Source organism: Dryocola baronae, assembly GCF_051297175.1.
Lineage (GTDB): Bacteria > Pseudomonadota > Gammaproteobacteria > Enterobacterales > Enterobacteriaceae > Dryocola.
The window spans coordinates 1,820,678-1,843,400 of sequence record NZ_JBINNY010000001.1; the positions used below are offsets into that span (position 1 = coordinate 1,820,678).

24 protein-coding genes, 1 tRNA gene and 1 pseudogene are annotated in these 22,723 nt (G+C 56.2%); 14 read left to right on the forward strand and 12 right to left on the reverse strand.

The window, feature by feature from the left end; translation table 11 throughout:
- The first annotated feature begins 19 nt into the window (after nt 1–19).
- From ACSPHG_RS08470 to ACSPHG_RS08495, 6 genes are all read left to right on the forward strand, one after another.
- Nucleotides 20–1,906, forward strand: a complete 1,887-nt coding sequence (locus ACSPHG_RS08470; protein WP_435953038.1) for a cytochrome c biogenesis protein CcdA — start codon at nt 20–22, stop codon at nt 1,904–1,906.
- The gene (locus tag ACSPHG_RS08475; protein ID WP_435953039.1) at nt 1,903–2,526 is read left to right on the forward strand and encodes a DsbA family protein; all 624 of its coding nucleotides are present in this window, start codon (nt 1,903–1,905) and stop codon (nt 2,524–2,526) included. Before ACSPHG_RS08470 ends, ACSPHG_RS08475 begins: the two co-directional genes overlap by 4 nt.
- Nucleotides 2,516–3,019 carry a protein disulfide oxidoreductase gene (locus ACSPHG_RS08480; protein WP_435953040.1) on the forward strand — a complete coding sequence of 168 codons (504 nt, stop codon included), beginning with the start codon at nt 2,516–2,518 and terminating at the stop codon, nt 3,017–3,019. The genes ACSPHG_RS08475 and ACSPHG_RS08480 overlap by 11 nt, the downstream gene beginning before the upstream one ends.
- A gap of 226 nt (nt 3,020–3,245) precedes the next feature.
- Complete coding sequence (gene nac, locus ACSPHG_RS08485; RefSeq protein WP_435953041.1) at nt 3,246–4,163, forward strand: nitrogen assimilation transcriptional regulator NAC; 918 nt, start codon at nt 3,246–3,248, stop codon at nt 4,161–4,163.
- Between the two features lie 107 nt (nt 4,164–4,270).
- Entirely contained in the window at nt 4,271–5,215 is a 945-nt protein-coding gene (gene cbl, locus ACSPHG_RS08490) for an HTH-type transcriptional regulator Cbl (RefSeq protein WP_435953042.1), read from the forward strand.
- Between the two features lie 379 nt (nt 5,216–5,594).
- Nucleotides 5,595–7,163 (forward strand): methyl-accepting chemotaxis protein, encoded by a 1,569-nt coding sequence (locus ACSPHG_RS08495; protein WP_435953043.1) that lies wholly within the window; start codon nt 5,595–5,597, stop codon nt 7,161–7,163.
- A gap of 93 nt (nt 7,164–7,256) precedes the next feature.
- Here ACSPHG_RS08495 and ACSPHG_RS08500 read toward each other — a convergent pair.
- The 3 genes from ACSPHG_RS08500 to ompC form a co-directional block, all read right to left on the reverse strand.
- Nucleotides 7,257–7,332: transfer RNA gene (locus tag ACSPHG_RS08500), tRNA-Asn, on the reverse strand.
- 100 nt (nt 7,333–7,432) lie between these two features.
- Nucleotides 7,433–8,230 (reverse strand): DgsA anti-repressor MtfA, encoded by a 798-nt coding sequence (gene mtfA / locus ACSPHG_RS08505; protein WP_435953044.1) that lies wholly within the window; start codon nt 8,228–8,230, stop codon nt 7,433–7,435.
- 235 nt (nt 8,231–8,465) lie between these two features.
- Complete coding sequence (gene ompC / locus ACSPHG_RS08510) at nt 8,466–9,602, reverse strand: porin OmpC (RefSeq protein WP_435953045.1); 1,137 nt, start codon at nt 9,600–9,602, stop codon at nt 8,466–8,468.
- A gap of 688 nt (nt 9,603–10,290) precedes the next feature.
- Between ompC and drpB the strand changes: the two genes are divergently transcribed.
- The 4 genes from drpB to ACSPHG_RS08530 all read left to right on the forward strand — a co-directional run bounded on the left by drpB (nt 10,291) and on the right by ACSPHG_RS08530 (nt 13,348).
- Nucleotides 10,291–10,545 (forward strand): cell division protein DrpB, encoded by a 255-nt coding sequence (gene drpB, locus ACSPHG_RS08515; RefSeq protein WP_435953046.1) that lies wholly within the window; start codon nt 10,291–10,293, stop codon nt 10,543–10,545.
- A 98-nt stretch (nt 10,546–10,643) separates the two neighbouring features.
- The gene (locus ACSPHG_RS08520; RefSeq protein ID WP_435953047.1) at nt 10,644–11,339 is read left to right on the forward strand and encodes a phosphohydrolase; all 696 of its coding nucleotides are present in this window, start codon (nt 10,644–10,646) and stop codon (nt 11,337–11,339) included.
- 89 nt (nt 11,340–11,428) lie between these two features.
- Entirely contained in the window at nt 11,429–12,844 is a 1,416-nt protein-coding gene (locus tag ACSPHG_RS08525) for a DNA cytosine methyltransferase (RefSeq protein WP_435953048.1), read from the forward strand.
- Between the two features lie 3 nt (nt 12,845–12,847).
- Nucleotides 12,848–13,348 carry a very short patch repair endonuclease gene (locus tag ACSPHG_RS08530; RefSeq protein ID WP_435953049.1) on the forward strand — a complete coding sequence of 167 codons (501 nt, stop codon included), beginning with the start codon at nt 12,848–12,850 and terminating at the stop codon, nt 13,346–13,348.
- Here the strand turns inward: ACSPHG_RS08530 and yedA are convergent, their stop codons facing one another.
- The gene (gene yedA / locus ACSPHG_RS08535; protein ID WP_435953050.1) at nt 13,349–14,266 is read right to left on the reverse strand and encodes a drug/metabolite exporter YedA; all 918 of its coding nucleotides are present in this window, start codon (nt 14,264–14,266) and stop codon (nt 13,349–13,351) included. It abuts the gene before it with no gap.
- Between the two features lie 173 nt (nt 14,267–14,439).
- On the opposite strand from yedA, the gene ACSPHG_RS08540 reads away from it, so the two are divergent.
- Together ACSPHG_RS08540 and ACSPHG_RS08545 are read left to right on the forward strand one after the other, a co-directional pair.
- The gene (locus ACSPHG_RS08540) at nt 14,440–15,354 is read left to right on the forward strand and encodes a DUF808 domain-containing protein (RefSeq protein ID WP_435953052.1); all 915 of its coding nucleotides are present in this window, start codon (nt 14,440–14,442) and stop codon (nt 15,352–15,354) included.
- A gap of 92 nt (nt 15,355–15,446) precedes the next feature.
- The gene (locus tag ACSPHG_RS08545; protein ID WP_435953053.1) at nt 15,447–15,626 is read left to right on the forward strand and encodes a YodC family protein; all 180 of its coding nucleotides are present in this window, start codon (nt 15,447–15,449) and stop codon (nt 15,624–15,626) included.
- A 35-nt stretch (nt 15,627–15,661) separates the two neighbouring features.
- On the opposite strand, the gene ACSPHG_RS08550 is transcribed toward ACSPHG_RS08545, so the two are convergent.
- Complete coding sequence (locus ACSPHG_RS08550; protein WP_435953054.1) at nt 15,662–16,051, reverse strand: helix-turn-helix domain-containing protein; 390 nt, start codon at nt 16,049–16,051, stop codon at nt 15,662–15,664.
- Nucleotides 16,052–16,208: 157 nt separating this feature from the next.
- Between ACSPHG_RS08550 and dgcQ the strand changes: the two genes are divergently transcribed.
- Nucleotides 16,209–17,885 carry a cellulose biosynthesis regulator diguanylate cyclase DgcQ gene (gene dgcQ / locus ACSPHG_RS08555; RefSeq protein ID WP_435953055.1) on the forward strand — a complete coding sequence of 559 codons (1,677 nt, stop codon included), beginning with the start codon at nt 16,209–16,211 and terminating at the stop codon, nt 17,883–17,885.
- Nucleotides 17,886–17,887: 2 nt separating this feature from the next.
- Here the strand turns inward: dgcQ and ACSPHG_RS08560 are convergent, their stop codons facing one another.
- Entirely contained in the window at nt 17,888–18,703 is an 816-nt protein-coding gene (locus ACSPHG_RS08560) for a mannosyl-3-phosphoglycerate phosphatase-related protein (protein WP_435953056.1), read from the reverse strand.
- A 294-nt stretch (nt 18,704–18,997) separates the two neighbouring features.
- Nucleotides 18,998–19,231: a YodD family peroxide/acid resistance protein gene (gene yodD / locus ACSPHG_RS08565; protein ID WP_435953057.1), complete on the reverse strand. Its 234-nt coding sequence runs from the start codon at nt 19,229–19,231 to the stop codon at nt 18,998–19,000.
- Nucleotides 19,232–19,362: 131 nt separating this feature from the next.
- Here yodD and dsrB point away from each other — a divergent pair, with 131 nt between their 5' ends.
- Complete coding sequence (gene dsrB / locus ACSPHG_RS08570; RefSeq protein ID WP_435953058.1) at nt 19,363–19,554, forward strand: protein DsrB; 192 nt, start codon at nt 19,363–19,365, stop codon at nt 19,552–19,554.
- 133 nt (nt 19,555–19,687) lie between these two features.
- On the opposite strand, the gene rcsA is transcribed toward dsrB, so the two are convergent.
- The 5 genes and pseudogenes from rcsA to fliO all read right to left on the reverse strand — a co-directional run bounded on the left by rcsA (nt 19,688) and on the right by fliO (nt 22,719).
- Nucleotides 19,688–20,311 carry a transcriptional regulator RcsA gene (gene rcsA, locus ACSPHG_RS08575; protein WP_435953059.1) on the reverse strand — a complete coding sequence of 208 codons (624 nt, stop codon included), beginning with the start codon at nt 20,309–20,311 and terminating at the stop codon, nt 19,688–19,690.
- A 204-nt stretch (nt 20,312–20,515) separates the two neighbouring features.
- Nucleotides 20,516–21,317: pseudogene (gene fliR, locus ACSPHG_RS08580) on the reverse strand (flagellar biosynthetic protein FliR).
- Nucleotides 21,314–21,583 (reverse strand): flagellar biosynthesis protein FliQ, encoded by a 270-nt coding sequence (gene fliQ / locus ACSPHG_RS08585; RefSeq protein WP_121269108.1) that lies wholly within the window; start codon nt 21,581–21,583, stop codon nt 21,314–21,316. The pseudogene fliR and the gene fliQ overlap by 4 nt, the downstream one beginning before the upstream one ends.
- Before the next feature lie 9 nt (nt 21,584–21,592).
- Nucleotides 21,593–22,342: a flagellar type III secretion system pore protein FliP gene (fliP, locus tag ACSPHG_RS08590; protein WP_435953060.1), complete on the reverse strand. Its 750-nt coding sequence runs from the start codon at nt 22,340–22,342 to the stop codon at nt 21,593–21,595.
- On the reverse strand, nt 22,339–22,719 hold the full coding sequence (gene fliO, locus ACSPHG_RS08595) for a flagellar biosynthetic protein FliO (RefSeq protein ID WP_435953061.1): 381 nt from the start codon (nt 22,717–22,719) through the stop codon (nt 22,339–22,341). Before fliO ends, fliP begins: the two co-directional genes overlap by 4 nt.
- Between the last annotated feature and the right edge of the window lie 4 nt (nt 22,720–22,723).

The following is a 22,723-nucleotide window of genomic DNA, read 5'->3' on the forward strand; positions in this document are numbered from 1 at the left end:
TCATTCACGGAGAAAATTTATGTTTACTGTTTTCAGGCAGGCGCTGCTCTGCTTGTTTTTGCTATGGCTGCCCGCAACCTGGGCGGCAGAATCCGGCTGGCTCACCTCGCCGGATAACGATCACGCCAGCGTGCGGCTGCGCGCCGATACTTCCGCCCGCGGCGAAACCCGCATGCTGATGGAGGTCAAACTCGAAAAAGGCTGGAAAACCTACTGGCGCTCGCCGGGCGAGGGGGGCGTTGCGCCGTCCGTCGCCTGGCGGGGTGAAATGCCGAAGGTGAGCTGGTTCTGGCCCACGCCGCAGCGCTTCGACGTGGCGGGTATCACCACGCAGGGCTATCACAACAGCGTCGCCATTCCGATGGCCGTTTCCGGCAAAGCCCCGGCGGCCGTTGGCGGCGTGCTGACGCTTTCGACCTGTAGCAACGTCTGCCTGCTGACCGACTATCCCTTCTTGATCACGACCACTCACGGCGACGAGCGGTTTGCCCATGATTACGCCCAGGCGATGGGCCAGGTGCCGGTCTCAGGCGGCCTGACCGATTCGGTGGAGGTCGGCTATCGCGCCGGGGAGCTGGTCATCAACGCCACGCGCGCGGACGGCTGGCAGCAGCCCGCGCTGTATCTCGACCCGCCGGAAGGGGCTGATTTCGGCAAGCCGGTTATCAACATTGATGGCATTAGCGTGCAGGCCACGGTGCCGGTCAGCGACGGCTGGGGCGAGGCCGCACCTGACCTGCGTGGGAAAGCCGTTACGTTTGTGCTGGCGGATAACGGTATTGCCCAGGAAACCGCGGCAACCGTCGGCGGCGCTGCGGCTAAATCCCCCGGCACCGGCGGGCTTCCCCTCTGGCAGGTCGTGCTGATGGCGCTGCTCGGCGGGCTGATCCTCAACCTGATGCCCTGCGTGCTGCCGGTGCTGGGGATGAAGCTCGGCTCGATTTTGCTGGTGCAGGAGAAGGATCGCGGCCTGGTGCGGCGGCAATTCCTGGCGTCGGTTGCCGGAATTATCGCCTCGTTTATGGTGCTGGCGCTGCTGATGACGGTGCTGCGCCTGACCAACCAGGCGCTCGGCTGGGGCATCCAGTTCCAGAACCCGTGGTTTATCGGCTTTATGGCGCTGGTGATGCTGGCCTTTAGCGCCAGCCTGTTCGGGCTGTTTGAGTTCCGTCTGTCATCGAACGTCACCACCCGGCTCGCGACCCACGGCGGCAGCGGCATGGCCGGGCATTTCTGGCAGGGAGCGCTGGCGACGCTGCTTGCCACGCCGTGCAGCGCGCCGTTCCTCGGCACCGCCGTGGCGGTAGCGCTCGCCGCTTCTTTCCCGGTGCTTTGGGGGCTGTTCCTGGCGCTTGGGCTTGGCATGAGCCTGCCGTGGCTGCTGATTGCCGCCCGCCCGGGGCTTGCGATGCGCCTGCCGCGCCCCGGCGCGTGGATGAACTGGGTGCGCCGCCTGCTGGCGGTGATGATGCTCGGCTCCGCGCTGTGGCTGGCGAGCCTGCTGCCCGCCCACTTCGGCTACGCGTTTAGCAAACCGGCGCAGGAAAATATCGCCTGGCAGCCGCTTTCTGAAAAGGCGATTAGCGACGCGCTGGCGCAGAACAAACGGGTGTTTGTCGACGTTACCGCCGACTGGTGTATTACCTGTAAAGCCAATAAATTCAACGTGCTGATGAAGGATGATGTGCAGGCCGCGCTTGCCGAGCCGGACGTCGTGGCGCTGCGCGGCGACTGGAGTCTGCCATCCGATGAGATTACCGCCTTCCTGAAAAGCCGCGGCCAGGTCGCCGTCCCCTATAACCAAATCTACGGCCCCGGCCTGCCGCAGGGCCAGGCCCTGCCGACGCTGTTAACCCGCGATGCGGTGCTGAATACCTTAGGTGAAGCCAAAGGAGCTAAACCATGAAAACCCTCGTCATTCTTTTCTTCACGCTGTTCTCAACCCTGAGCGCGGTCGCCGAACCGGCACCCTTTACGCCCGAGCAGGAAAAGCAGATGGAGGCGCTGATCGAGCAGGCGCTGTTTAACGATCCCGCCAGCCCGCGCATCGGCTCGGCGACGGCGAAGCTCACGCTGATTAACTTCACCGACTACAACTGCCCGTACTGCAAGCAGCTCGACCCGATGCTTGAGAAAATCGTGCAGAAGTATCCGGACGTGGCGGTGGTGATCAAACCGCTGCCGTTCAAAGGCGAGACGTCGGTGCTTTCGGCCCGCACCGCGCTGACCACGTGGCGCGAACATCCGGAGCAGTTCCTCGCGCTGCATGAAAAGCTGATGCAGAAGAAGGGCTATCACGACGCGGCAAGTATCGCGATGGCCGTGGAAAAAAGCGGCGCGACGCCGGTCACGCCGGATGAGAAAAGCATGTCGACGCTCGCCACCAACATGCAGCTTGCCCGCCTGGTAGGCGTGCAGGGAACGCCCGCTACTATTATTGGCGATGAGATGATTCCCGGCGCGGTGCCGTGGGATGCGCTTGAGGAAGTGGTGAAAGAAAAGCTGGCGGCGGCCCATGGCGGGTAGGCTGCGCCGCTGGGCGCGAGAAGGGCTGATTTTACTGGTGCTGCTGGCGGGCCTGATGCTGGCAATGGATCTCTGGCGCGCTCCCCAATCGCCGCATGCGTTTGACAGTGCGCCGCTGCATACGCTGGACGGGCAGACCGTCACGCTCGGCCAGCTCAGCGCCGAACGCCCGCTGCTGGTTTACTTCTGGGCGAGCTGGTGCGGCGTTTGTCGCTTCACCACGCCGGACGTGGCGAGGCTCAAGGCCGAAGGCGGGAACGTTATCACCATCGCGCTGCGTTCCGGCAGCGAGCAGGAGGTTGCCCGCTGGCTTACCCGCAAAGGCGTTGAATTTCCGGTGGTGAACGACGCCGACGGCAGGATCTCGCGCAGCTGGCAGATTGGCGTCACCCCGACGCTGGTAGTGGTCGATAAAGGTAAGGTTGTTTCGACGACCAGCGGCTGGACCAGCTATTGGGGCATGAAGATGCGCCTTTGGTGGGCCGGGATGTAATAGGTTTTTTGCATTTGCGTGCACCGCCCTGGTGCACGCGTACCTCTTTTGGGGCATAGCTAAACCGGTGTTTCAGTGATGAAACACCCTTTCTGTATCAGTTTCTCTTATTATCCAGCCGCTTATCCCACCGCGTAGCCTATTGAGAAAAAGTGGCAAGCATCTTGCAATTCTTTCTACGACATGACTGCCGAGCCCGGCACTGGCATTCCGTAAAGGAGGCAAAATGAACTTAAGACGCCTGAAATACTTCGTAAAAATCGTTGATATCGGCAGCCTGACCCAGGCCGCTGAAGTGCTGCATATCGCGCAGCCGGCATTAAGCCAGCAGGTCGCAACCCTTGAAGGTGAGTTGGATCAGCAGCTGCTCATCCGCACCAAGCGCGGCGTGACCCCGACGGAAGCGGGAAAAATTCTCTATACCCATGCGCGGGCGATTTTACGTCAGTGTGAGCAGGCGCAGCTGGCGGTCGGCAACGTTGGCCAGACGCTGGGCGGCCAGGTTTCCATTGGCCTGGCACCCGGCACCGCCGCCTCGTCTATCACCATGCCCCTGCTGCAGGCGGTGCGTGCGGAGCTGCCGGACGTGATGGTCTATCTGCATGAAAATAGCGGTTCAACCCTGAATGACAAGCTGTTAAGCGGCCAGCTTGACATGGCGGTCCTGTACGACCGGACGCCTACGGCGGGCATCATCAGCCAGCCGTTGTTAAAAGAGGAGCTGTTTCTCGTCGGCACCCGCGACTGTCCTGGACAGACGGTCGATCTCGCTGCGGTGGCCGAAATGAACCTGTTCCTGCCGCGCGACTACAGCGCCGTGCGTAAGCGTGTGGACGAGGCGTTTTCGCTGCGCCGCCTGACCGCGAAAATCATCGGCGAGATTGAGTCGATTTCCACGATGACCGCCGCCATCGCCAGCGGAATGGGCGTCACGGTGCTGCCGGAATCAGCCGCCCGCTCGCTGATGGCATCAGCAAACGGCTGGATGGCGCGCATCGCCAGCCCGTCGCTTAATTTACCGTTGTCCGTCAATCTGTCGGCGCGTCTGCCTGTCACCCCGCAGGCGCAGGCGGTAAAAGATATTCTTATGTCTCTGGTCACCCGCCCGGCTCTGGAGAACCGCGAGCTGCTGCTGGTAGGCTAAGCGTTGCTTATTGCTAAAAAGCATAAGTTGCTGGTTTTTATTATTTGTCCCGCGGGCGCTGTGACTTTAACAATGGTGTAAAGAACAGTCATGCTCCCGGGGGCGATGTGAATTTCCAGCAACTAAAGATTATTCGTGAGGCGGCGCGGCGGGACTACAATCTCACCGAGGTCGCCAACATGCTTTTTACCTCGCAGTCGGGCGTCAGCCGCCATATCCGCGAGCTGGAAGAAGAGCTCGGCATTGAGATTTTCATCCGCCGTGGCAAACGGTTATTAGGTATGACCGAGCCGGGCAAGGCGCTATTGGTAATTGCCGAACGCATCCTCAACGAGGCGAGCAACGTGCGGCGACTGGCCGATCTGTTTACCAACGACGCCAGCGGCGTGCTGACCATCGCCACCACCCACACCCAGGCGCGCTACAGCCTGCCGACGGTTATCAAAGCCTTTCGCGCGCTGTTTCCGGAAGTTCGTCTTGAACTTATTCAGGGCACGCCCCAGGAAATCGAATCCCTTATTCACAGCGGTACGGCGGATATCGGCATCGCCAGCGAACGCCTGAGCACCGACCCGACGCTTGTCGCCTATCCTTGGTTTCGCTGGTATCACAGCCTGCTGGTGCCGAAAGGGCACCCGCTTATTCACGCCAGCCCGCTGACCCTGGACGATATCAGCCGCTGGCCGCTGATCACCTATCGGCAGGGCATTACAGGCCGTTCGCGTATTGATGAAGCGTTTTCGCGCCGTGGCCTGACGCCGGACGTCGTGCTTAGCGCGCAGGATTCGGACGTGGTGAAAACCTACGTTGAGCTGGGTCTGGGCATCGGCCTGGTGGCCGATCAGGCCAGCGGCGAAGAGGGCAGCCTGGTGCGGCTCGATACCCGCCACCTGTTCGATGCCAATACCGTGTGGCTGGGGATTAAGCGCGGCCAGCTACAGCGAAATTACGTCTGGCGGTTTATTGAATTATGCAACCCGGAGCTTTCGGTTGACGAGATTAAACGCCTTGCCCTGGAATCCGATGAGGTGGTGATTGATTTCCAGATTTAATGGCCGGCATTGTAATTGATATTGCAGTATTTTGTTAACAAGATATTAAATAACTATTGTAAGACGCCCCTGTAATATTCTTTAACGTATTTATTGCGTGAGGAAATTATCGGGGCGTTTTTTTGTTGAAGCCAGCAAATAAGGGCTTTTAATGATATTAATATCCCAAATCGCTGATCAATTTACGCAAATTAATAGATATGAACTATCAAATGGAGTTTATTGAAATAAAAAACCGATCAATTTCATAAAGTTACTCCCGCTACGTCCGATATGTTCTTACGAAGGCCGTTATTTCCGCTTTCTTTTTGTTCATCTCATCGATAACACGGCAGGCAATGACCTTCGCCGAAAAGAATATTTCATCCAGGGAGTAGACATGTCTTTACATGACGTAAAAATCCGCACCAAATTAACCCTCGCTTTCGCCTTTTTTATTGTGCTGATCGTTCTCAGTTCCAGCCTTTCGTTGCTTAGCCTTAACCGGGCAAATAACGGCATGCAGCACATTATTAACGACGATTATCCCACCACGGTGAAAGCCAACCAGCTGATCGATAATTTCCAGGATTTCGTCAATATTCAACAGCTGATGCTGCTGGACGATAAAGGGACCTTTCGCGAGGCGTCCGAGAAGCGGATGACCGAGATCAGCGCGCGCATCACCCAGGTGCTTGAGGAACTCAACAAGGCGCGGAGCGACGATCGTTCGCTACGGGCGTTGCAGGATATTGCGGCGGTGCGCAAAGAGTACCTTGATTCCCGCTTCCGCATTTTACAGGCGGTGCAGCGAAACGATCGCGCGGCGGCGCTGGACGAAATGATGACCACGACCGTCCAGGTGCAGGAAAAATACAAGGCGAAGGTGCAGGCGCTGATCGCAATCCAGAACGAGCAGATGAACGCCGCGGGGCAGCAGGTGGATGGGGATTACCACACCAACCGGGCGCTGCTTATCGTGATAACGCTGGTGAGCATCGTGCTGGCGGTGGCGATCGGCCTGTTTATCGTGCGATCCATTACGCGCCCGCTGAGCCAGGCCGTGGAGTTTGCCCAGGCCATTGCCGACGGCGATCTTACCCGCAGCATCGATACTCATCATCGCGATGAAACCGGCGTGCTGCTTGGCGCCCTGATGGCGATGAAGGTGCGGCTGCAGGATATCGTGCGTGAGGTACAGCGCGGTTCGGAGAATATCTCTACCGCGGCGGCTCAGATTGTGGCGGGCAACCAGGATCTGGCGGCGCGCACCGAAGAGCAGGCCAGCTCGGTTGAGGAAACGGCGGCCTCCATGGAGCAAATCACCTCGACGGTCAAAAACACTTACGATCACACCAACGTGGCGACGCGCCTGTCCGCCGATGCGGCAAGCGTGGTGAAGAAAAACGGCCAGATGATGTCGCAGGTGACCAGCAAAATGCGCACCATCAACGACACCTCTAACCGCATGTCGGACATTATCAATCTCATCGATTCCATTGCCTTCCAGACCAATATTCTGGCGCTTAACGCCGCCGTGGAAGCGGCGCGGGCGGGCGAGCACGGGCGCGGTTTTGCCGTGGTTGCCGGGGAAGTGCGGCAGCTCGCGCAGAAAAGCGCCTCGTCGGCGAGCGATATCCGCAGCCTGATCGAAAACTCAACCCTGCAAACCCGCGAGGGGATGGACCTGGTTGAAACCGCCAACCAGCAGATCAACGGCATGGTGAGCAACGTCGAAGAGATGGACGGCATTCTGAGCGAGATTAAACAGGCGAGCCAGGAGCAGACCGAAGGGATTTCGCAGATTAACGTCGCCATCGGCATGATTGATACAACCACCCAGCAGAACTCCTGCCTGGTTGAGCAGTCTGTTGCGGCGGCGGCCTCGCTCAACGAGCAGGCGCAGCATCTGCGCGAGATGGTGAAAGTGTTCCGCCTGGAGCAGGAGCATGGCGGGCAGTTTGCCTGAGTGATGGGGCGGGCAGGCGAGAGCTTGCCCGTTTTGTTTCTGAAGCGTAAAAGCAAAAAGCCCGCTTAGTTTCCTAAGCGGGCTTCTCTAATTTGGCTCCTCTGACTGGACTCGAACCAGTGACATACGGATTAACAGTCCGCCGTTCTACCGACTGAACTACAGAGGAATCGTGTGAACGAGGCGAATATTAGCCTCGCGGCCAAAAAGAGTCAATGGCAAAAATAACGTATTGATTCGAATGAGCAAATTAAATTCAATTTGCCGAATTAATGCACCGTTTTACCGTCCGGTTCGTGGGGGTTTTCGCGCGCGCGAAGGCGTTGCAGAGGGTCCTGGCCGTAGAACAGGCGAAACCGCTGGTAAAGGGAAGGGAACCGCGGGGCGAATAGCTCTGGCGCGCTGAAGAAATACTCCGAAAGCACCGCAAAACATTCCGCAGGCTCCGTCGCCGCGTAGGCGTCGATGCTGGCCGCGTTTTCGCCCACCAGATCGATTTCGTCCTGAATGCTGTTCATCGCGGCGTGCAGATCCTGTTCCCAGGCCGCCACGTCACGCAGGCCGATCAGCGGCACGCCGCTCGCGCGATCGCCGTTGCGCATGTCGAGCTTATGGGCGACTTCGTGAATAATGAGGTTGAAACCCGAGGCGTCGAAGGAGTCCTGCACGTCGAGCCAGTTGAGAATAATCGGCCCCTGCTGCCAGCTCTGGCCGGACTGCACCACGCGCTGATTGTGTACCAGGCCAAAATCATCCTGCCATTCGTCATCGACCACGAACGGCGCGGGGTAAATCAGCACCTCGTGGAAACCGTCTAGCCATTCGAAGCCAAGCTCCATCACGGGCAGGCAAAACAGCAGCGCGATGCGGCTGGACTTAAGATCGTCGAGTTCAAAACCCTGCAGGGGAACCAGCCTTTTTTGCTGTAGGAAACGATCGGCAAGACCAATAAGTTTCTGCTGCTCTACGGGCGTTAATGCCGCAAGGACGGGAATAGCTAGCGCTTGCTCCCAGGGCAAAGCAGAGACAGTGGATGAACCAGTTATTTTCCAGGGCCACTTAATCATGTTTCTTGCTCGCAAAGTCATTGTTTGAAAAGGACAAGGAGGGGGTTGCTCTCGCGACCATTATTCAAGCACTTAATGAATTTTACTTCAACGACGTGGGTCACAGTGAGCCGTCGCTGCAGGGACTATTTATAGCGCCAGATTTTCCATCAAAGCCACCACTATTTTATGCGTTGACGGAGGACGGGCACAAAAAAGCCCGCATGCGCGGGCTTAGGCGGTAAGTTCTAAAAGATTAGAACTGATAAACCATACCAATACCTACAACGTCATCGGTAGCGATGCCGGTTGCGGCGTAGAACTTGTCGTCTTCATCCAGCAGGTTGATTTTGTAATCAACGTAGGTGGCGAAGTTTTTGTTGAAGTAGTAGTTCGCGCCAACGGAAACGTATTTAACCAGGTCTTTGTTGTTCCAGTCGCTGTTGCCGTTAAAGTCTTCAGTCAGACCTTTACCTTTAGACTGCAGGTAAGAGATCTCTGGACGCAGGCCGAAGTCGAACTGGTACTGGGCGGTCACTTCAAAGTTTTGGGTTTTGTTGGCGACGTATGATTCGCTGTTACCGAATGGCGTCATGTTACGCGCTTCAGCGTACATGGCAGCCAGGTAGATGTCATTTGCGTCATATTTCAGACCAACGGTCCAAACATCGGCTTTTTCGCCGCGAGCGGTAGTGCCTGATTCCTGCACATTGGTGCGGTCAGAAGAAGCGAATGCTGCCCCTGCGCTCACGCCCATATCAAAATCATAGGTAGAGGAAAGACCCCAGCCGTCGCCATTGTCATTGCGGACATTGCTGCCTGAACGGTTGTTGTTACCTTCCTGCCCAAAGTTAGCGCTTGAACCTTCGTTAGAACCCTGGTATTGCAGCGCGAAGTTCCAACCTTCAACCAGACCGAAGAAGTCAGTGTTGCGGTAGGTTGCCATGCCGTTGCCACGACCCGTCATAAAGCGATCGGAATCGGAATAGGTATCACCACCGAACACCGGCAGCATATCGGTCCATGCTTCAACGTCGTACACAACGCCATAGTTACGGCCATAATCGAAAGAACCGTATTCAGCAAATTTCAGGCCGGCATAACCTAAACGAGTCCAGGATTGGTTGCTGCCTTCGGCGCTGTCTGCCTGAACGTTGTATTCCCACTGGCCGTAGCCGGAAAGATCGCTGGTGATCTGGGTTTCACCTTTAAAGCCCAGGCGCACATAGGTATCGTCGCCATCGGAGCCAGCATTGTCAGAAAATAGATGACGGGCATCAACTTTACCGTACAGATCCAGTTTGTTGCCGTCTTTATTATAAATCTCTGCTGCGTTTGCAGCGCCCATGGTCAATAAAGCAGGGATAATCAGTGCCAGTGCTGTTCTTTTCATATGTTAGTCCTTTTAATCATAATATTTATGTATAAAACGTTGTTAGTATCCTCAACAACGGCACTATCCTATATAAAGAGTTCATTGTTTTAGAATGTAAATTTGTAACACAATGATTTAAATAAACACGTTTTGTTACATTTTGAGCATTGGTAACTCTATGTTTTTATTGTGTTAACTGTAAATTATATCTAAATGCGATAAATAGGAGATATATTTCAAACTATGATTATTATTTGGAGTGATATTTTACAGAGGGGGCTGAAAATTAGAAATAAAAAAACCGGCAGTTTTACCTGCCGGGAAAAGTTAACTTAAGCATATAGAAGCGATATTGCTAGAAGGAGAGAAGCACATATAAAGGTAAAATAACGAAAGAGAGTATTATCCTATTTATTTTTTCGTGCAATACATATCGGCAAAAATAATTTAATTGAAGTGAGCGTGAATCATTATTTAAAAATTAGTTTATTAGTGGCGAGGCTGCCCGCATCCGTCATGAGGCCCTTCGCTCATTCAGGGGAAAAATGCGTTTACGCGCCTACTCTTTCATCAATGTCTGTTCTAAGCTTGATTCATCACAAAAAAATATGTAGTTGGCTGTCATGCAGCATGAAATTTGTGATAAAAATCACATCCGAAGCCGGTTCTACCGCTATACACATTATGATTTGCTGAAGAGAAGGTTATGTCGAACGTTAAGGATGCGAAGCCAACCCGTACGCCGGGTGGCAAAATAGCGCTGTGGCTATTTTATGGATTTTGCCTGTACATCGTCTGGGCAATGGTGCGTTATTTCTGGGTAGTCAGCGATGTCTCCGGCTCGTTTGGCGGCAAACTGCTCGGCGCGCTGCTGGGGCTTTTAGTGCTGGGTTCGGTCGCCGCCGTGCTTGGCTGGGTGGCGTGGTTTACGCGCGCTCGACCGGATTTTCATCGGGAATAACGTTCCCGGCGCATCGCGCTCCTCGCGGATAGCTTGCTAATTTTGTGATCCTGTACTCATATTAGTTACCGGGTTTAGCAACGAATCGAGGAGTACGTATGCCGATAGCCCAATGGCAAGCGCGTTTTGAGCACTACCTGCACCGCAACTGGCTGCAGGATGATAAAGCCCATGACGTTGCGCATTTCCATCGCGTGTGGAAAACCGCGCAGCGCATCATGGAGGGCACAGAAGCCGACCGCCTGGTCGTGCTCACCGCCTGTTACTTTCATGACATCGTCAATCTGCCCAAAAATCATCCCGAACGGCATCTCGCTTCGACCCAGGCTGCGGCAGAAACCCTGCGCATTCTTGACCAGCAGTTCCCCGATTTTCCCCATGAGCTATTTGATGCCGTCGCGCACGCCGTCCGCGCGCACAGCTTCAGCGCGGGCATAGCGCCGCAAACGCTGGAGGCTAAGATCGTACAGGACGCCGACCGGCTTGAGTCCCTCGGGGCGATTGGCCTTGCGCGCGTGTTTTACACTTCCGGCGCGCTGGGGCGGCCGCTGTTTGATAGCGAAGACCCGCTGGCAAGCCGCCGCGAGCTTGACGACGCCACCTACGCGCTCGACCACTTCCAGAAAAAACTGCTGAAGCTGCCCGAAACGATGCAAACCGAAGCGGGCAGGGAGCTTGCGCGCCTCAACGCCGACTTTCTCGTGCACTACATGGCGAAACTGTGCGCCGAGCTAAAAGGCGATTACCACGATCTCGACGACAGCGTGCTGGCCAGGTTTTCCCCGCTACGTTAGACCCGCGCCCGCACCGTGCGGGCCTTTCCATTCTCTCTGGGTCAAATCAGTGATAAAGTTGCACTTTCTTTTCCCCTCAAGGGCCCTCAATGGACGACCTCGACGCGATTGCAGAACACCTCTCCGTACAGGCTTTACGCCAGCAGCAGCAGCAGCAGGAAGAAGACCACGCTCTGGTCAGCCGCATTCTTGAAATCTACGATCAGAAAACGGTGGCGCACCATCTGCGCCAGGTCAGCGGCGACTGGACGCGCGAATCGCTCAACCGCTGGGTTAACCGCAAGTCCGCGCCGCGTGCCTTAACCTCCGTTGAAGTGAAGATGCTTAACAGCATGCTGCCAACGCCTCCTGCGCACCACGGTAAGTACGCGTTTCGCTTTATCGATCTGTTTGCCGGTATCGGCGGCATCCGCAGCGGCTTTGAGGCGATCGGCGGGCAGTGCGTGTTTACCAGCGAATGGAACAAACACGCGGTGCGCACCTATAAAGCCAACTGGTACTGTGACCCGGAGCAGCATCATTTCAACGAAGATATCCGCGACGTGACGCAAAGCGACCGCACGGATCTCAGCGATGAAGAGGCCGCCGCGCACATTCGGGCGACGCTCCCCGATCACGACGTGCTGCTCGCAGGCTTTCCGTGCCAGCCGTTTTCGTTAGCCGGCGTGTCGAAAAAGAACGCATTGGGCCGCGCCCATGGGTTTGCCTGCGAAACGCAGGGCACGCTGTTCTTCGACGTCGCCCGCATTATTGATGCCAAACGCCCGGCTATTTTCGTGCTGGAAAACGTTAAAAACCTCAAGAGCCACGATAAGGGCAACACTTTCCGCATCATTATGGAAACCCTCGACGGCCTGGGCTACGAAGTGGCGGATGCGGCGGTCATGGGGCCGGGCGATCCGAAGATAATCGACGGCAAAAACTTCCTGCCGCAGCACCGGGAACGCATCGTGCTGGTGGGCTTCCGCCGCGACTTGAACCTGCATCAGGATTTCACCCTGCGCGCGCTCGATAAGCTTTACCCGCAGCGCCGTCCGACCTTTGGCGAGCTGCTTGAGCCGACGGTGGATGCCAAATACATCCTCACGCCGACGCTGTGGAAGTACCTCTATAATTACGCGAAAAAGCACCAGGCCAAGGGCAACGGCTTCGGCTACGGTCTTGTAGACCCGACCAATCCCGCCAGCGTGGCGCGAACGCTGTCGGCGCGTTACTTTAAGGACGGCGCGGAAATCCTCGTCGATCGCGGCTGGGATAAGGCGCTGGGCGAGCAGAGTTTCGATGATGCGGACAACCAGCTGCGCCGCCCGCGTCGCCTCACGCCGCGCGAATGCGCCCGCCTGATGGGCTTTGAAGCGGTGCAGGGCAAATCCTTCAGGATCCCTGTTTCGGATACTCAGGCCTACCGTCAGTTCGGAAACTCGGTTGTCGTCCCGGCCTTTGCCGCCGTGGCAAAGCTGCTGGAAGACAAAATCAAACAGGCCGTGAAAAAGCGCCAGGGGTAAGATATGGCCGATGTTCACAGTAAGGCAGTGCGCAGCAAGAATATGCGCGCCATCGCCACGCGCGACACGGCCATTGAAAAACGCCTCGCGGGGCTGCTGGCCGAATGCGGATTCGAGTTCCGCGTGCAGGACGAGCAGCTCGCGGGCCGCCCCGACTTCGTTATCGATAGCCACCGCTGCATTATCTTCACCCACGGCTGCTTTTGGCACCATCACGACTGCTACCTGTTCAAGGTGCCCGCCACGCGCACCGAGTTCTGGCTTGAGAAAATTGGCAAGAACGTAGAGCGCGACAGGCGAGATATCCGCCGCCTGCTGGGTGAAGGCTGGCGTGTGCTGCTGGTCTGGGAGTGTGCGCTACGTGGGCGCGAAAAGCTTAGCGATGAAGCGCTGGGCGAAAGGCTTGAAGAGTGGGTTTGCAGCGGCGGGCATCATGCCCAAATTGATACGCTCGGGATTCACGAGCTCAATGACGACGGGTGGCAAACGCCACCCGTCGTCTAATTATCTTTCCATCTCACACGGCTTCACCACCGGCTTTGGGGGCAGCAGATATTTCCCCAGCGTCACCAGCACCACCGCAAAGATAATCACCCCCAGCGCCAGCCATTCCACCGGCGACAGGCTTTCCCCCGCGAAGCCGGTGCCTAACAGTACCGCTACGACGGGGTTAACGTAGGCGTAGCTGGTGGCGACGGCGGGGGCGACGTTGCGGATCAGGTACATATAGGCGCTAATGGCAATGATTGAGCCGAACAGCGCGAGATAGCCAACGGCCAGGAAGCCCGCCGTGGTCGGCATCGCCGTCAGGCGTTCGCCGGTTAACGCCGCGGCGCATAAAAGCACGATCCCGGCGGCGAGCATTTCGATGGCGCCCGCCATCAGGCCGGTTGGCAGCTCAATGCGCGAACCGTAGACCGAGCCAAACGCCCAGCTCAGCGAGCCGATAAGAATCAGAATAGCGCCCCACGGGTTGCCGCTCAGGTTGCCGCCGCTGTTAAGCAGGATAATTCCCGCCAGGCCAATGGCAATCCCCAGCCACTCGAGCTTGCGCGTAGGGATGCCGAACAGGCGGCTAAAGCACAGGGTAAACAGCGGCACGGTGGCGACCATCACCGCCGCGATGCCGGACGGAACGTGCTGATGTTCCGCCACGGTGACGAAGCCGTTGCCCACGGCGAGCAGCAGCACGCCAATCAGCGCCGCGTTGAGCATCGGTCGCAGAGGCGGGAGCCTGTGCCCGCGAAGCATCAGCACGGCCAGCAGCAGCACCCCGGCGCTCATAAAGCGCACGCCGGCCATCATAAACGGCGGCCAGCTCTTCACCCCGATGGCGATAGCAAAATAGGTTGAACCCCAGATAACGTACAGCGCAAACAGCGCTGCAATCAGCGGTAATAATTGACCCGAACGAACACGCATACTGCCTCACGACCTTTCTATGACGAGGCTAATAGTTAACGTCAAAACTATCGGCCTGGCGAGTCTTTTACCTGTTATTAGCTTGTTAATTTCCATTGACAGATGAGTTAGATTTTCCAGCGCCGCGTTTTGCTCCATACTGAAAGGCAAACTAACAAAGAAGGAATCTTATTTTGGCAGGTAGTAGCTTATTAACGCTTCTGGACGATATCGCCACGCTGCTGGACGATATCTCGATGATGGGAAAAATGGCGGCGAAGAAAACCGCCGGCGTGCTGGGTGACGATCTCTCGCTAAACGCGCAGCAGGTGTCCGGCGTGCGGGCAAACCGCGAGCTGCCGGTGGTGTGGAGCGTGGCGAAAGGCTCGTTTCTTAACAAGCTGATTTTGGTGCCGCTGGCGCTGATTATTAGCGCCTTTGCGCCGTGGGCCATAACGCCGCTGCTTATGGTTGGCGGCGCGTTCCTGTGTTTTGAAGGGGTGGAAAAAGTCGTCCACAGCTTCCAGGCCCGCAAACATAAGGAAACGCCGGAAGAGAAAAAGGCGCGCCTTGACGCCATCGCCGCGCAGGACCCGCTGGTTTACGAAAAGGATAAAATCAAGGGCGCCATCCGCACCGACTTTATTCTGTCGGCTGAAATCGTCGCCATTACGCTTGGCATTGTCTCCGAAGCGCCGCTGCTCAATCAGGTGCTGGTGCTTTCCGGCATTGCGATCGTGGTGACGGTCGGGGTTTACGGCATCGTGGGCATGATTGTGAAGATTGACGATCTGGGCTTCTGGCTGGCGGACAAACGTTCAAGTCTTGCCCAGGGCATCGGCAAGGCGCTGCTGGTGATGGCGCCGTGGCTGATGAAGTTTCTGTCTATCGTCGGCACGCTTGCCATGTTCCTCGTGGGCGGCGGGATCCTGGTGCATGGCATTCCCGCTTTACACCACGCCATTGAAGGGTGGGCCGAGAAGCTGGGCGGGGTGGTGCATCTTCTCGCGCCGACGCTGGTAAACCTGGTGCTCGGCTTTATCGTTGGCGCGATTGTTTTACTGGCCGTAAACGGAATAAACCACCTGCGGGGCAAAACCGCGCACTGAGGATTTGCATAAATTTGCAAATTCGGGTGGGCAAAAATGCTGCTTTTTGACTATACCTGTAAAAGTTTTCACCCCTGATACAGGAGGCAGTTATGGTCTATGTAGTCAGCGATGAAGTCCAGCCAAAGAATGGTGGCCCAAGGATGATCGTTACCGGGTTTTCCAGTGGCATGGTGGAGTGTCGTTGGTATGACGGTTATGGCGTACAACGCGAGGCCTTCCGCGAGGATGACCTGGCGCCCACGGCAACGAGGGGGCAGCCACAAGGATGAGGTAAAAAATACCCGGCGCAAAACCGGGTATTTTTTTAGGCCACGTTACTGGTGACGAGATTAAGCGGCGGGGTAAGGCGCAGCGGTAACTGTGGGTTCAGACGGCAAGCCTGCGGCGTGATGCCGAAGTATTTTTTAAACAGCGTGGTGAACTGCGACTGGGAGTTGAAGCCAAACTCCACGGCGATGTCCAGAACGCGCAAATCCGTTTCGCGCAGGCGATGCACCGCCTCGGTGAGCTTGCGTTCACGAATATAGCGGCCAATCGCGATTCCCGTCGTGGCGCGAAAAACGTTCTGCATGTACCACACGGAAAACCCGGAAATCGCCGCCAGTTCGGGTAACGCGATACCGCTTCCCAGATGATTTTCAATCCATTCGCACAGCGATGTGACCAACGCCTGGTGCGAATTTATTATCGTCATGGCGAAATCCTCAATTTAAATTTACCCTTAAGAATAATCCTGGGGGGTTAAACGGCGAATATAGGCATAATACCCGCCTTATGCCTGTGGGCGAAATCTTACGGCATTTTCAGCCATTTAAGGCCTTACATTAAGCTGCAATCAGGGAGCTTTATACGTGACGGGGAATGCTTTTCAGCGTGTTATCAACCGTTTCAAAAGGCCTCAGAGGATAGTCAATCTCTGCTTTATCACGGTCTTTATCTTTTCCACGATGCTCACCTGGCGCGAGGTCGTGGTGCTTGAGGATGCCTACGTTGCCAACCAGCGTAACGGCCTCGATAACATCGCCACATCCCTCGACAGGCAGCTGCAATATAGCATTGATAACCTGCTCTTTTACCGCAACACGATGCATTATGCCCTCCAGTCGCCTATTTCTACCGATAAGTCACGCCGGGCGCTGGAAGAGTTTGATTTTTATCGCACCCAGCCTTACTGGCAGCTGCGTCTGGACATCAAGCGCAGCCTGCCGATAAGCGGCGTGTCCGACGATTTCATTCACAGCAGTCCGCTGCTTGTCCGCGACGAAGAGACGGTGCACGGCGAACTGCAGGCCGCGCTGGAGTTTAGCTACATCCTGCCGCTTGCCGACAGCACCACGGATTTGCAGCGCCGCATATTTTACGCCTCCCGCGCCGGGTTCTTTATCAGCAGCACGCCGCCGGTTTACGACCCGCAAATTGTCTCTTTATATTATCAGCTGGTGGCGCAGGGGTATTTCGACGCGCAGTCCCCGCGCAACAACCCCACCCGCGCATTACAGTGGACGCATACCTATAACCCCACCAGCGCCAACGGGCAGATTATTACCGCAGCCGTCCCGGTGGATCATGACGCCCGCTGGTACGGCGTGCTGGCGATGGATTTCTCCATTGATTCGATGCACCAGTTCCTGCGCGAGGCGCAGCATCATGAGGATGACGGAACGGTGATTCTGTATGACAGCAAATTCAACGTCATCGCCAGTTCGTCGAAGAAAACGCCGGGCCGCACGCTGTTCACCCAGGCGCAGCAGGCGGAAATTGCGGATCGAGTCATCCGCGCGCCGCGCGGCGACGAGGGCGAGCTGCGCATGGACAGCCGCTTTGTAACCTGGGCCAAGCTCAACAATTTTGACGGCCTGCTGATTAAAGTCCACACGCTCCAGGAAGGCGTGCAGGGCGAGTTCGGGCGCATCAGCATCGTGCTGACGATTTTATGGCTGCTGTTTACCCTGATGCTGACCGCCTCGTGGATGGTCATCCGCCGCCTGGTCAGCAACATGCTTAAGCTCCAGCAGACGCTCACATGGCGCGCCAATTACGACACGCTCACCCGTCTGTATAACCGGGGCGCGTTCTTCGATATCGCCCGCAGGCTCTCCGCCGAATGCGAACAGCGGGGCGATCCGCTTTCCGTCATCCAGCTTGACCTCGATTTCTTCAAAAGCATCAACGACCGCTTCGGGCACCACAGTGGCGATAAGGTGTTGGCCCACGCGGCGGCTATTCTGGCCGGCGCGGTGCGCAAAGAGGACGTGGTGGGGCGCGTCGGCGGGGAGGAGTTTAGCGTCGTGCTGCCGGGGGCAACGCTTCAGGAGGCGGCTTCGGTCGCCGAGCGGATACGCGCGCGCATCAGCAGCAAAGAGCTGCTGCTCAGGCAGGGCGAAACGATAAAAATCAGCGCGTCGTTTGGCGTCAGCACCGCCGATGAGTACAGCGACTACGACTTTGAACGCCTGCAGTCCTACGCCGATCAGCGGCTTTATAAAGCCAAAAAAGCGGGGCGCAACCAGGTCCGCGCGCGCGACTGACGCTACTCGGCGGTAATAAAGTGGTCGAGGCCTTCTTTCCAGCCTTCCGGGCCGTAGTGAATGCTGTGGTAAACGCGCTCGGGATTATCGTTGCGCAAAATAATGGGCTTACGGCTGTAGCCTTTCACCACCACCGCGAAGTCCACGTTATCGAGCAGCGTGGCGTCGTTCGGCCCGTCGCCCAGGCCAATGGTGGTAAAGGCTCGGTTTTCCCGCTGCTGGTACTGCTGATAAAGCCAGCGCAGCGCCTTGCCCTTGTCGGCCTGCTTGTCCGAAACGTGCCAGAACCGCCCGCCCTGAACCAGCATTAAACCGCGCTCCGCTATCTGCCCGCTAAAGGCGTCGAACATTTCCGGCGTGTCCCGCCAGATAAAAGCTTCTGAAGCTTCCCGCAGGCGGGCGAGGGCGGCCTGCTTGCGCGTCAGGCCCGTCCATTCGCCGAGCGTGGCGTCGTCGACGTCGGCAAAACAGGTGAACTTAAAGCCGTACCGGCTTCGCAGATCGTTGAGCAAATCCATCAGCTCCTCGTGGCGCATGCCGACGATGCGGCGCGGGAAGCTGTCACTGTCGGTCCAGCGTTCGTCGAGCTGGATTACCGAGCCGTTCTCGGCGATAAACGGCTGTCCAACCAGCCCCAGCTCCCGCTGCCATTCGATGATTTCCGGGGCGCTTTTGCTGCTGCACAACACCAGCGGGATCCCTTTACTCTGGAATACGCCGAGCCAGCCGCTGGCGGCTTCCCAGCGGTAGGTATTGTGATCCAAAAGGGTGCCGTCAAGGTCGGAGACGATTAACAGCGTGTCGTGCAGGTGCGGCATCGCGATTCCTTGTAGGATTTTTCTCAATTATTAGCGCCAGGAAATCTCTTTTCCCTTATGGGAACGTTTCCCGAAGCCCCGCCAGCCGTGGCAATGTCCTTATAATGTCAGGGTGAATGTCGGTAATAATTATCATTCGCCCAACGAATATATCCTTGTTTTACAAAAAATTTGCAGTAAGGTGGTGGGCGACATCAGATTTCCTGGTGTAGCGAATTTCAAATGCTTCTTGCATGAATAATGCTTTTACATCCCGGCTCCCCGGCCGGGATGCTTTTTCTCCTAAGCCCCTCGTCACCTGTTCACTTCACTGACGCTAAAATCATGAATATCCAGCTCAAAGGCTTCCGCAAGCTCGGTATAGGTGTGCCACGTCCTGCCGTCAACGCTGACCCGATGCGGATCTTCCTCGTTGCCCGCGCGCGTGACTTCGCTCTCGCTGATTTCGTTGATGGCCGCCAGCAGGGCATCGACGTCGATATTCACTTCGCGATGTACCGTTTCGCTGTACTCTTTTGCGGTCTTCATGGATAAGTTCTCCTGTAAGGCTCGAGCCTTAAGTATAGACGCTCAAGAAAATGCGTCTTGCGCCCCTCGCAGCAATGCGAATGAGTCGTTTTTGATCTACACTGGGCACAAAGAATCTGGAGGCTTTTGTTATGCATATCAATGACCGCGTCACAGTAAAGACCGATGGCGGGCCGCGTCGCCCGGGCGTAGTGCTGGCAGTTGAGGAGTTCAGCGAAGGAACCATGTATCTGGTGTCTTTGGAAGACTATCCGCTGGGGATTTGGTTCTTTAATGAGTTAGGGCATCCCGACGGGATTTTTGTCGAACAGCTGGAAGAGTAGGTCGTAGCCGTAGGCTGTGGTTCAGTAGGTCGGATAAGCGTCAGCGCCATCCGACATTGTTTTATTGAGGTGGATGGCACTTCGTTTATCCACCCTACAACTATCCACTCTACAACTACCCACCCGTCAAAGCTCAGCGCAAATTAACAAATATCCCGTTGGTCACGTTATCGGTTAAGCGCACCACGTGATAAATCACCTGCTTATTATGCGTTTTAATCTTTCGCTTTATATTACCCTTATGTGACGATACCGTTTTTGCTTTAATGTTCATTTGATCGGATATCTGAATAGTGCCCTGACCGGACATCCACATTTTGAGCATGCTGGATTCCGTGCGGCTCAATGAAAGCGTGGGTAAATTAATATGGCCTATGCATTGCGCATTCTTTGCCAGGTACTCTTCAAGAATTTCATCGAGTGACTCAGGTTTTATAGATTTTGAACTAATTAACAGATTATTTCTTACCAGCAGATACTCGTCAAAATGTATATTGGCAATAGCCATAAAGACTAAAAACAAAGTGCCGGGATGTTGATTAATGATCTGCTTAATCCGCTGGCTGCTGCTCGGGTCGTGTATGAAGCAGTCCTCATTAATGAACACCACGCTTGGAGACTGCAACTGGCAGGCCTGAGCCAGCTCTTCCACGGTTTCGACGTCGGTAATTTGTCTTTTTCTTATCCCTCGACTCGCCAGATAGCCGGTCAACCCCAGCCGGGTATAACTGCATAAGTCCATAATAATCGTTGACATAGCAAACCCTCACTAAGTGTATAACGCGCAAGTATTTTCAAGCGGGATTACTATCCCGTAAAGTTATGTATAATTTGCCAGGAATGTTCTCAAAGTAAAGTAAATGTTAGGAAGTGTGAGATAAGTAAAATCATATATCCCGCGTCAGAGATATCCTGGTTGATGTTATTTGAATTTGATTTTAGGAATATCCTCAGAGAGGCATTAGAGAAAACAGGGATTATTGCGCGGGAATTTCGCTGATAATATCGGCGAGCAGGTCAAATATCTCACTGAATAAATGTTCGGCGAAGGGAGCAATCAACGGCATAAGCGCCGCCATGACCATCATGCCAATCGAAAGCGTGACCGGGAAACCGATAACAAATACCGAAAGCTGCGGCGCCATACGGTTAAGCAAACCGAGCGCGATGTTCAGGGTAAGCAGCAGCGTGATCAGCGGCAGCGCAAGCATCAGGCCGTTGAGGAAGATAAGCCCGCCTGCGCGGCTCAGCGCCATAAATACGTTGCTGTTTATCGGGTCGCCGCCAATCGGCAGGGTGTGAAAGGTATCGACCAGCATCGAAATCAGCCACAGGTGGCCGTTAAAGGTCAGGAACAGCAGCATCGCCAGCATATCCATAAACCGCGCCAGCACCGGCATGTTCAGGCGGCTGCCGGGGTCAAAGAAGGTGGCGAACGACAGCCCCATTTGTAGCCCAATAAGCTCGCCTGCGGTACGGATAGCGGCGAAGGCGAACTGCATGGTAAAGCCCAGCATAATGCCGATTAAAATCTGCTGCGCCGCAAGCCAGAATCCCGCGGCCGAAAAAATGGTCACCCCGCTCGTCGGAAGCGTAGGGGCTACAATCCAGGTAATCATCAGCGCCAGGCCAATTTTCACCTTTTTGGAAATCGATTTTTCGCTGAGGATAGGCGCCGTGCTGATCAGGGCTAAAATGCGCAGGAAGGGCCAGAAGCCCATGCTGAGCAGGTTCAGCCACTGGTCGCTATCAACGTGGATCATCCAATCATCGTCGGCAAATTGGTGAGCAGCGTGCGCATATAGTCGAGCAGCAGGTTAAGCATCCACGGGCCTGCCACGATCATGGTTACGAACACGGCGAGGATCTTGGGGATGAACGACAGCGTCATTTCGTTAATCTGCGTCGCCGCCTGTAGCATGGAGATGATAAGGCCGGTGACCAGCGCAACCAGCAGCAGCGGTGCGGCAAGGGCGAGCGCGACCTTCATCGCCTCGGTGCCCATCATCATGACCGATTCAGGAGTCATCGTTTCCCCTTAGCTGTAGAAGCTTTGCGCAAGCGAGCCGACCAGCAGCTGCCAGCCGTCGACCAGCACGAACAGCATAAGCTTAAAGGGCAGGGCGATGGTCGCCGGCGGCACCATCATCATCCCCAGCGCCATCAGCACGCTCGCAACCACCAGGTCAATAATCAGGAACGGAATAAACACGGTGAAGCCAATCTGGAAGGCGGTTTTCAGCTCGCTGGTCACGTAGGCAGGCAGCAGGATGCGCATTGGCACTACTTCCGGGCCTTCCATCGCCGGGGTGTTGGCGAGACGGGCAAACAGCGCCAGATCCGCTTCACGCGTCTGGCGCAGCATAAACTCACGCAGCGGGGCCGCGCCCTTTTCGATGGCTTCCGGCATCTCCATCTTATTTTCGCTGAACGGCTGATAGGCGTCGGTGTAAATCTTGTCGAACACCGGCGACATGATAAAGAAGGTCAGAAACAGCGCGAGGCCCAGCAGCACCTGGTTTGGCGGCGCGGACGGCGTGCCCAGCGCGTTACGCAGCAGGCCGAACACGATGATGATGCGCGTGAAGCTGGTCATCATCAGCAAAATGGCGGGCAGGAAGGTCAGCGAGGTGATGAACACCAGCGTCTGCACCGGCAGCGACCAGCTTTGGCCGCCGTTCGCCAGCGGCTGGCTGACTAGCCCCGGCAGCTGCGCCAGCGCCTGCGGCGTCACGAACAGCAGGCTGACCAAAAATCCCATTAACGAGAAGGAGAGAAAGCGCTTCATCCGGCTTTCCCGTTACGTTTAAGCATATTTTTCATCAGGCTCTGGAAATCGACCTGCTCGGCAGGCTGGGGATCGAGGCTTGCCGCTGCGGGCGGCAGGGTGTGTAAATGGGTGATTTGCGAAGCGGTGACGCCCAGCACCAGGCGGCCGTCTTCCACATCGACCACCACCACGCGCTCGCGCGGGCCGAGGCTTACGCTTGCGCTGACCTTCAGCCCGTTGGCGATGCCGGTTCGGCCCGCAAGGCCAAACCGTTTTGCCAGCCACGCCGCCAGCAGAATAAACAAAATGATTGCCGTTAACGCGCCGCTCACCTGAACTAACGGCGAGCTGGAGCTGACGGCAGGCTGCTGCGGGGCGACGGTCTGGGTCTTCATACGA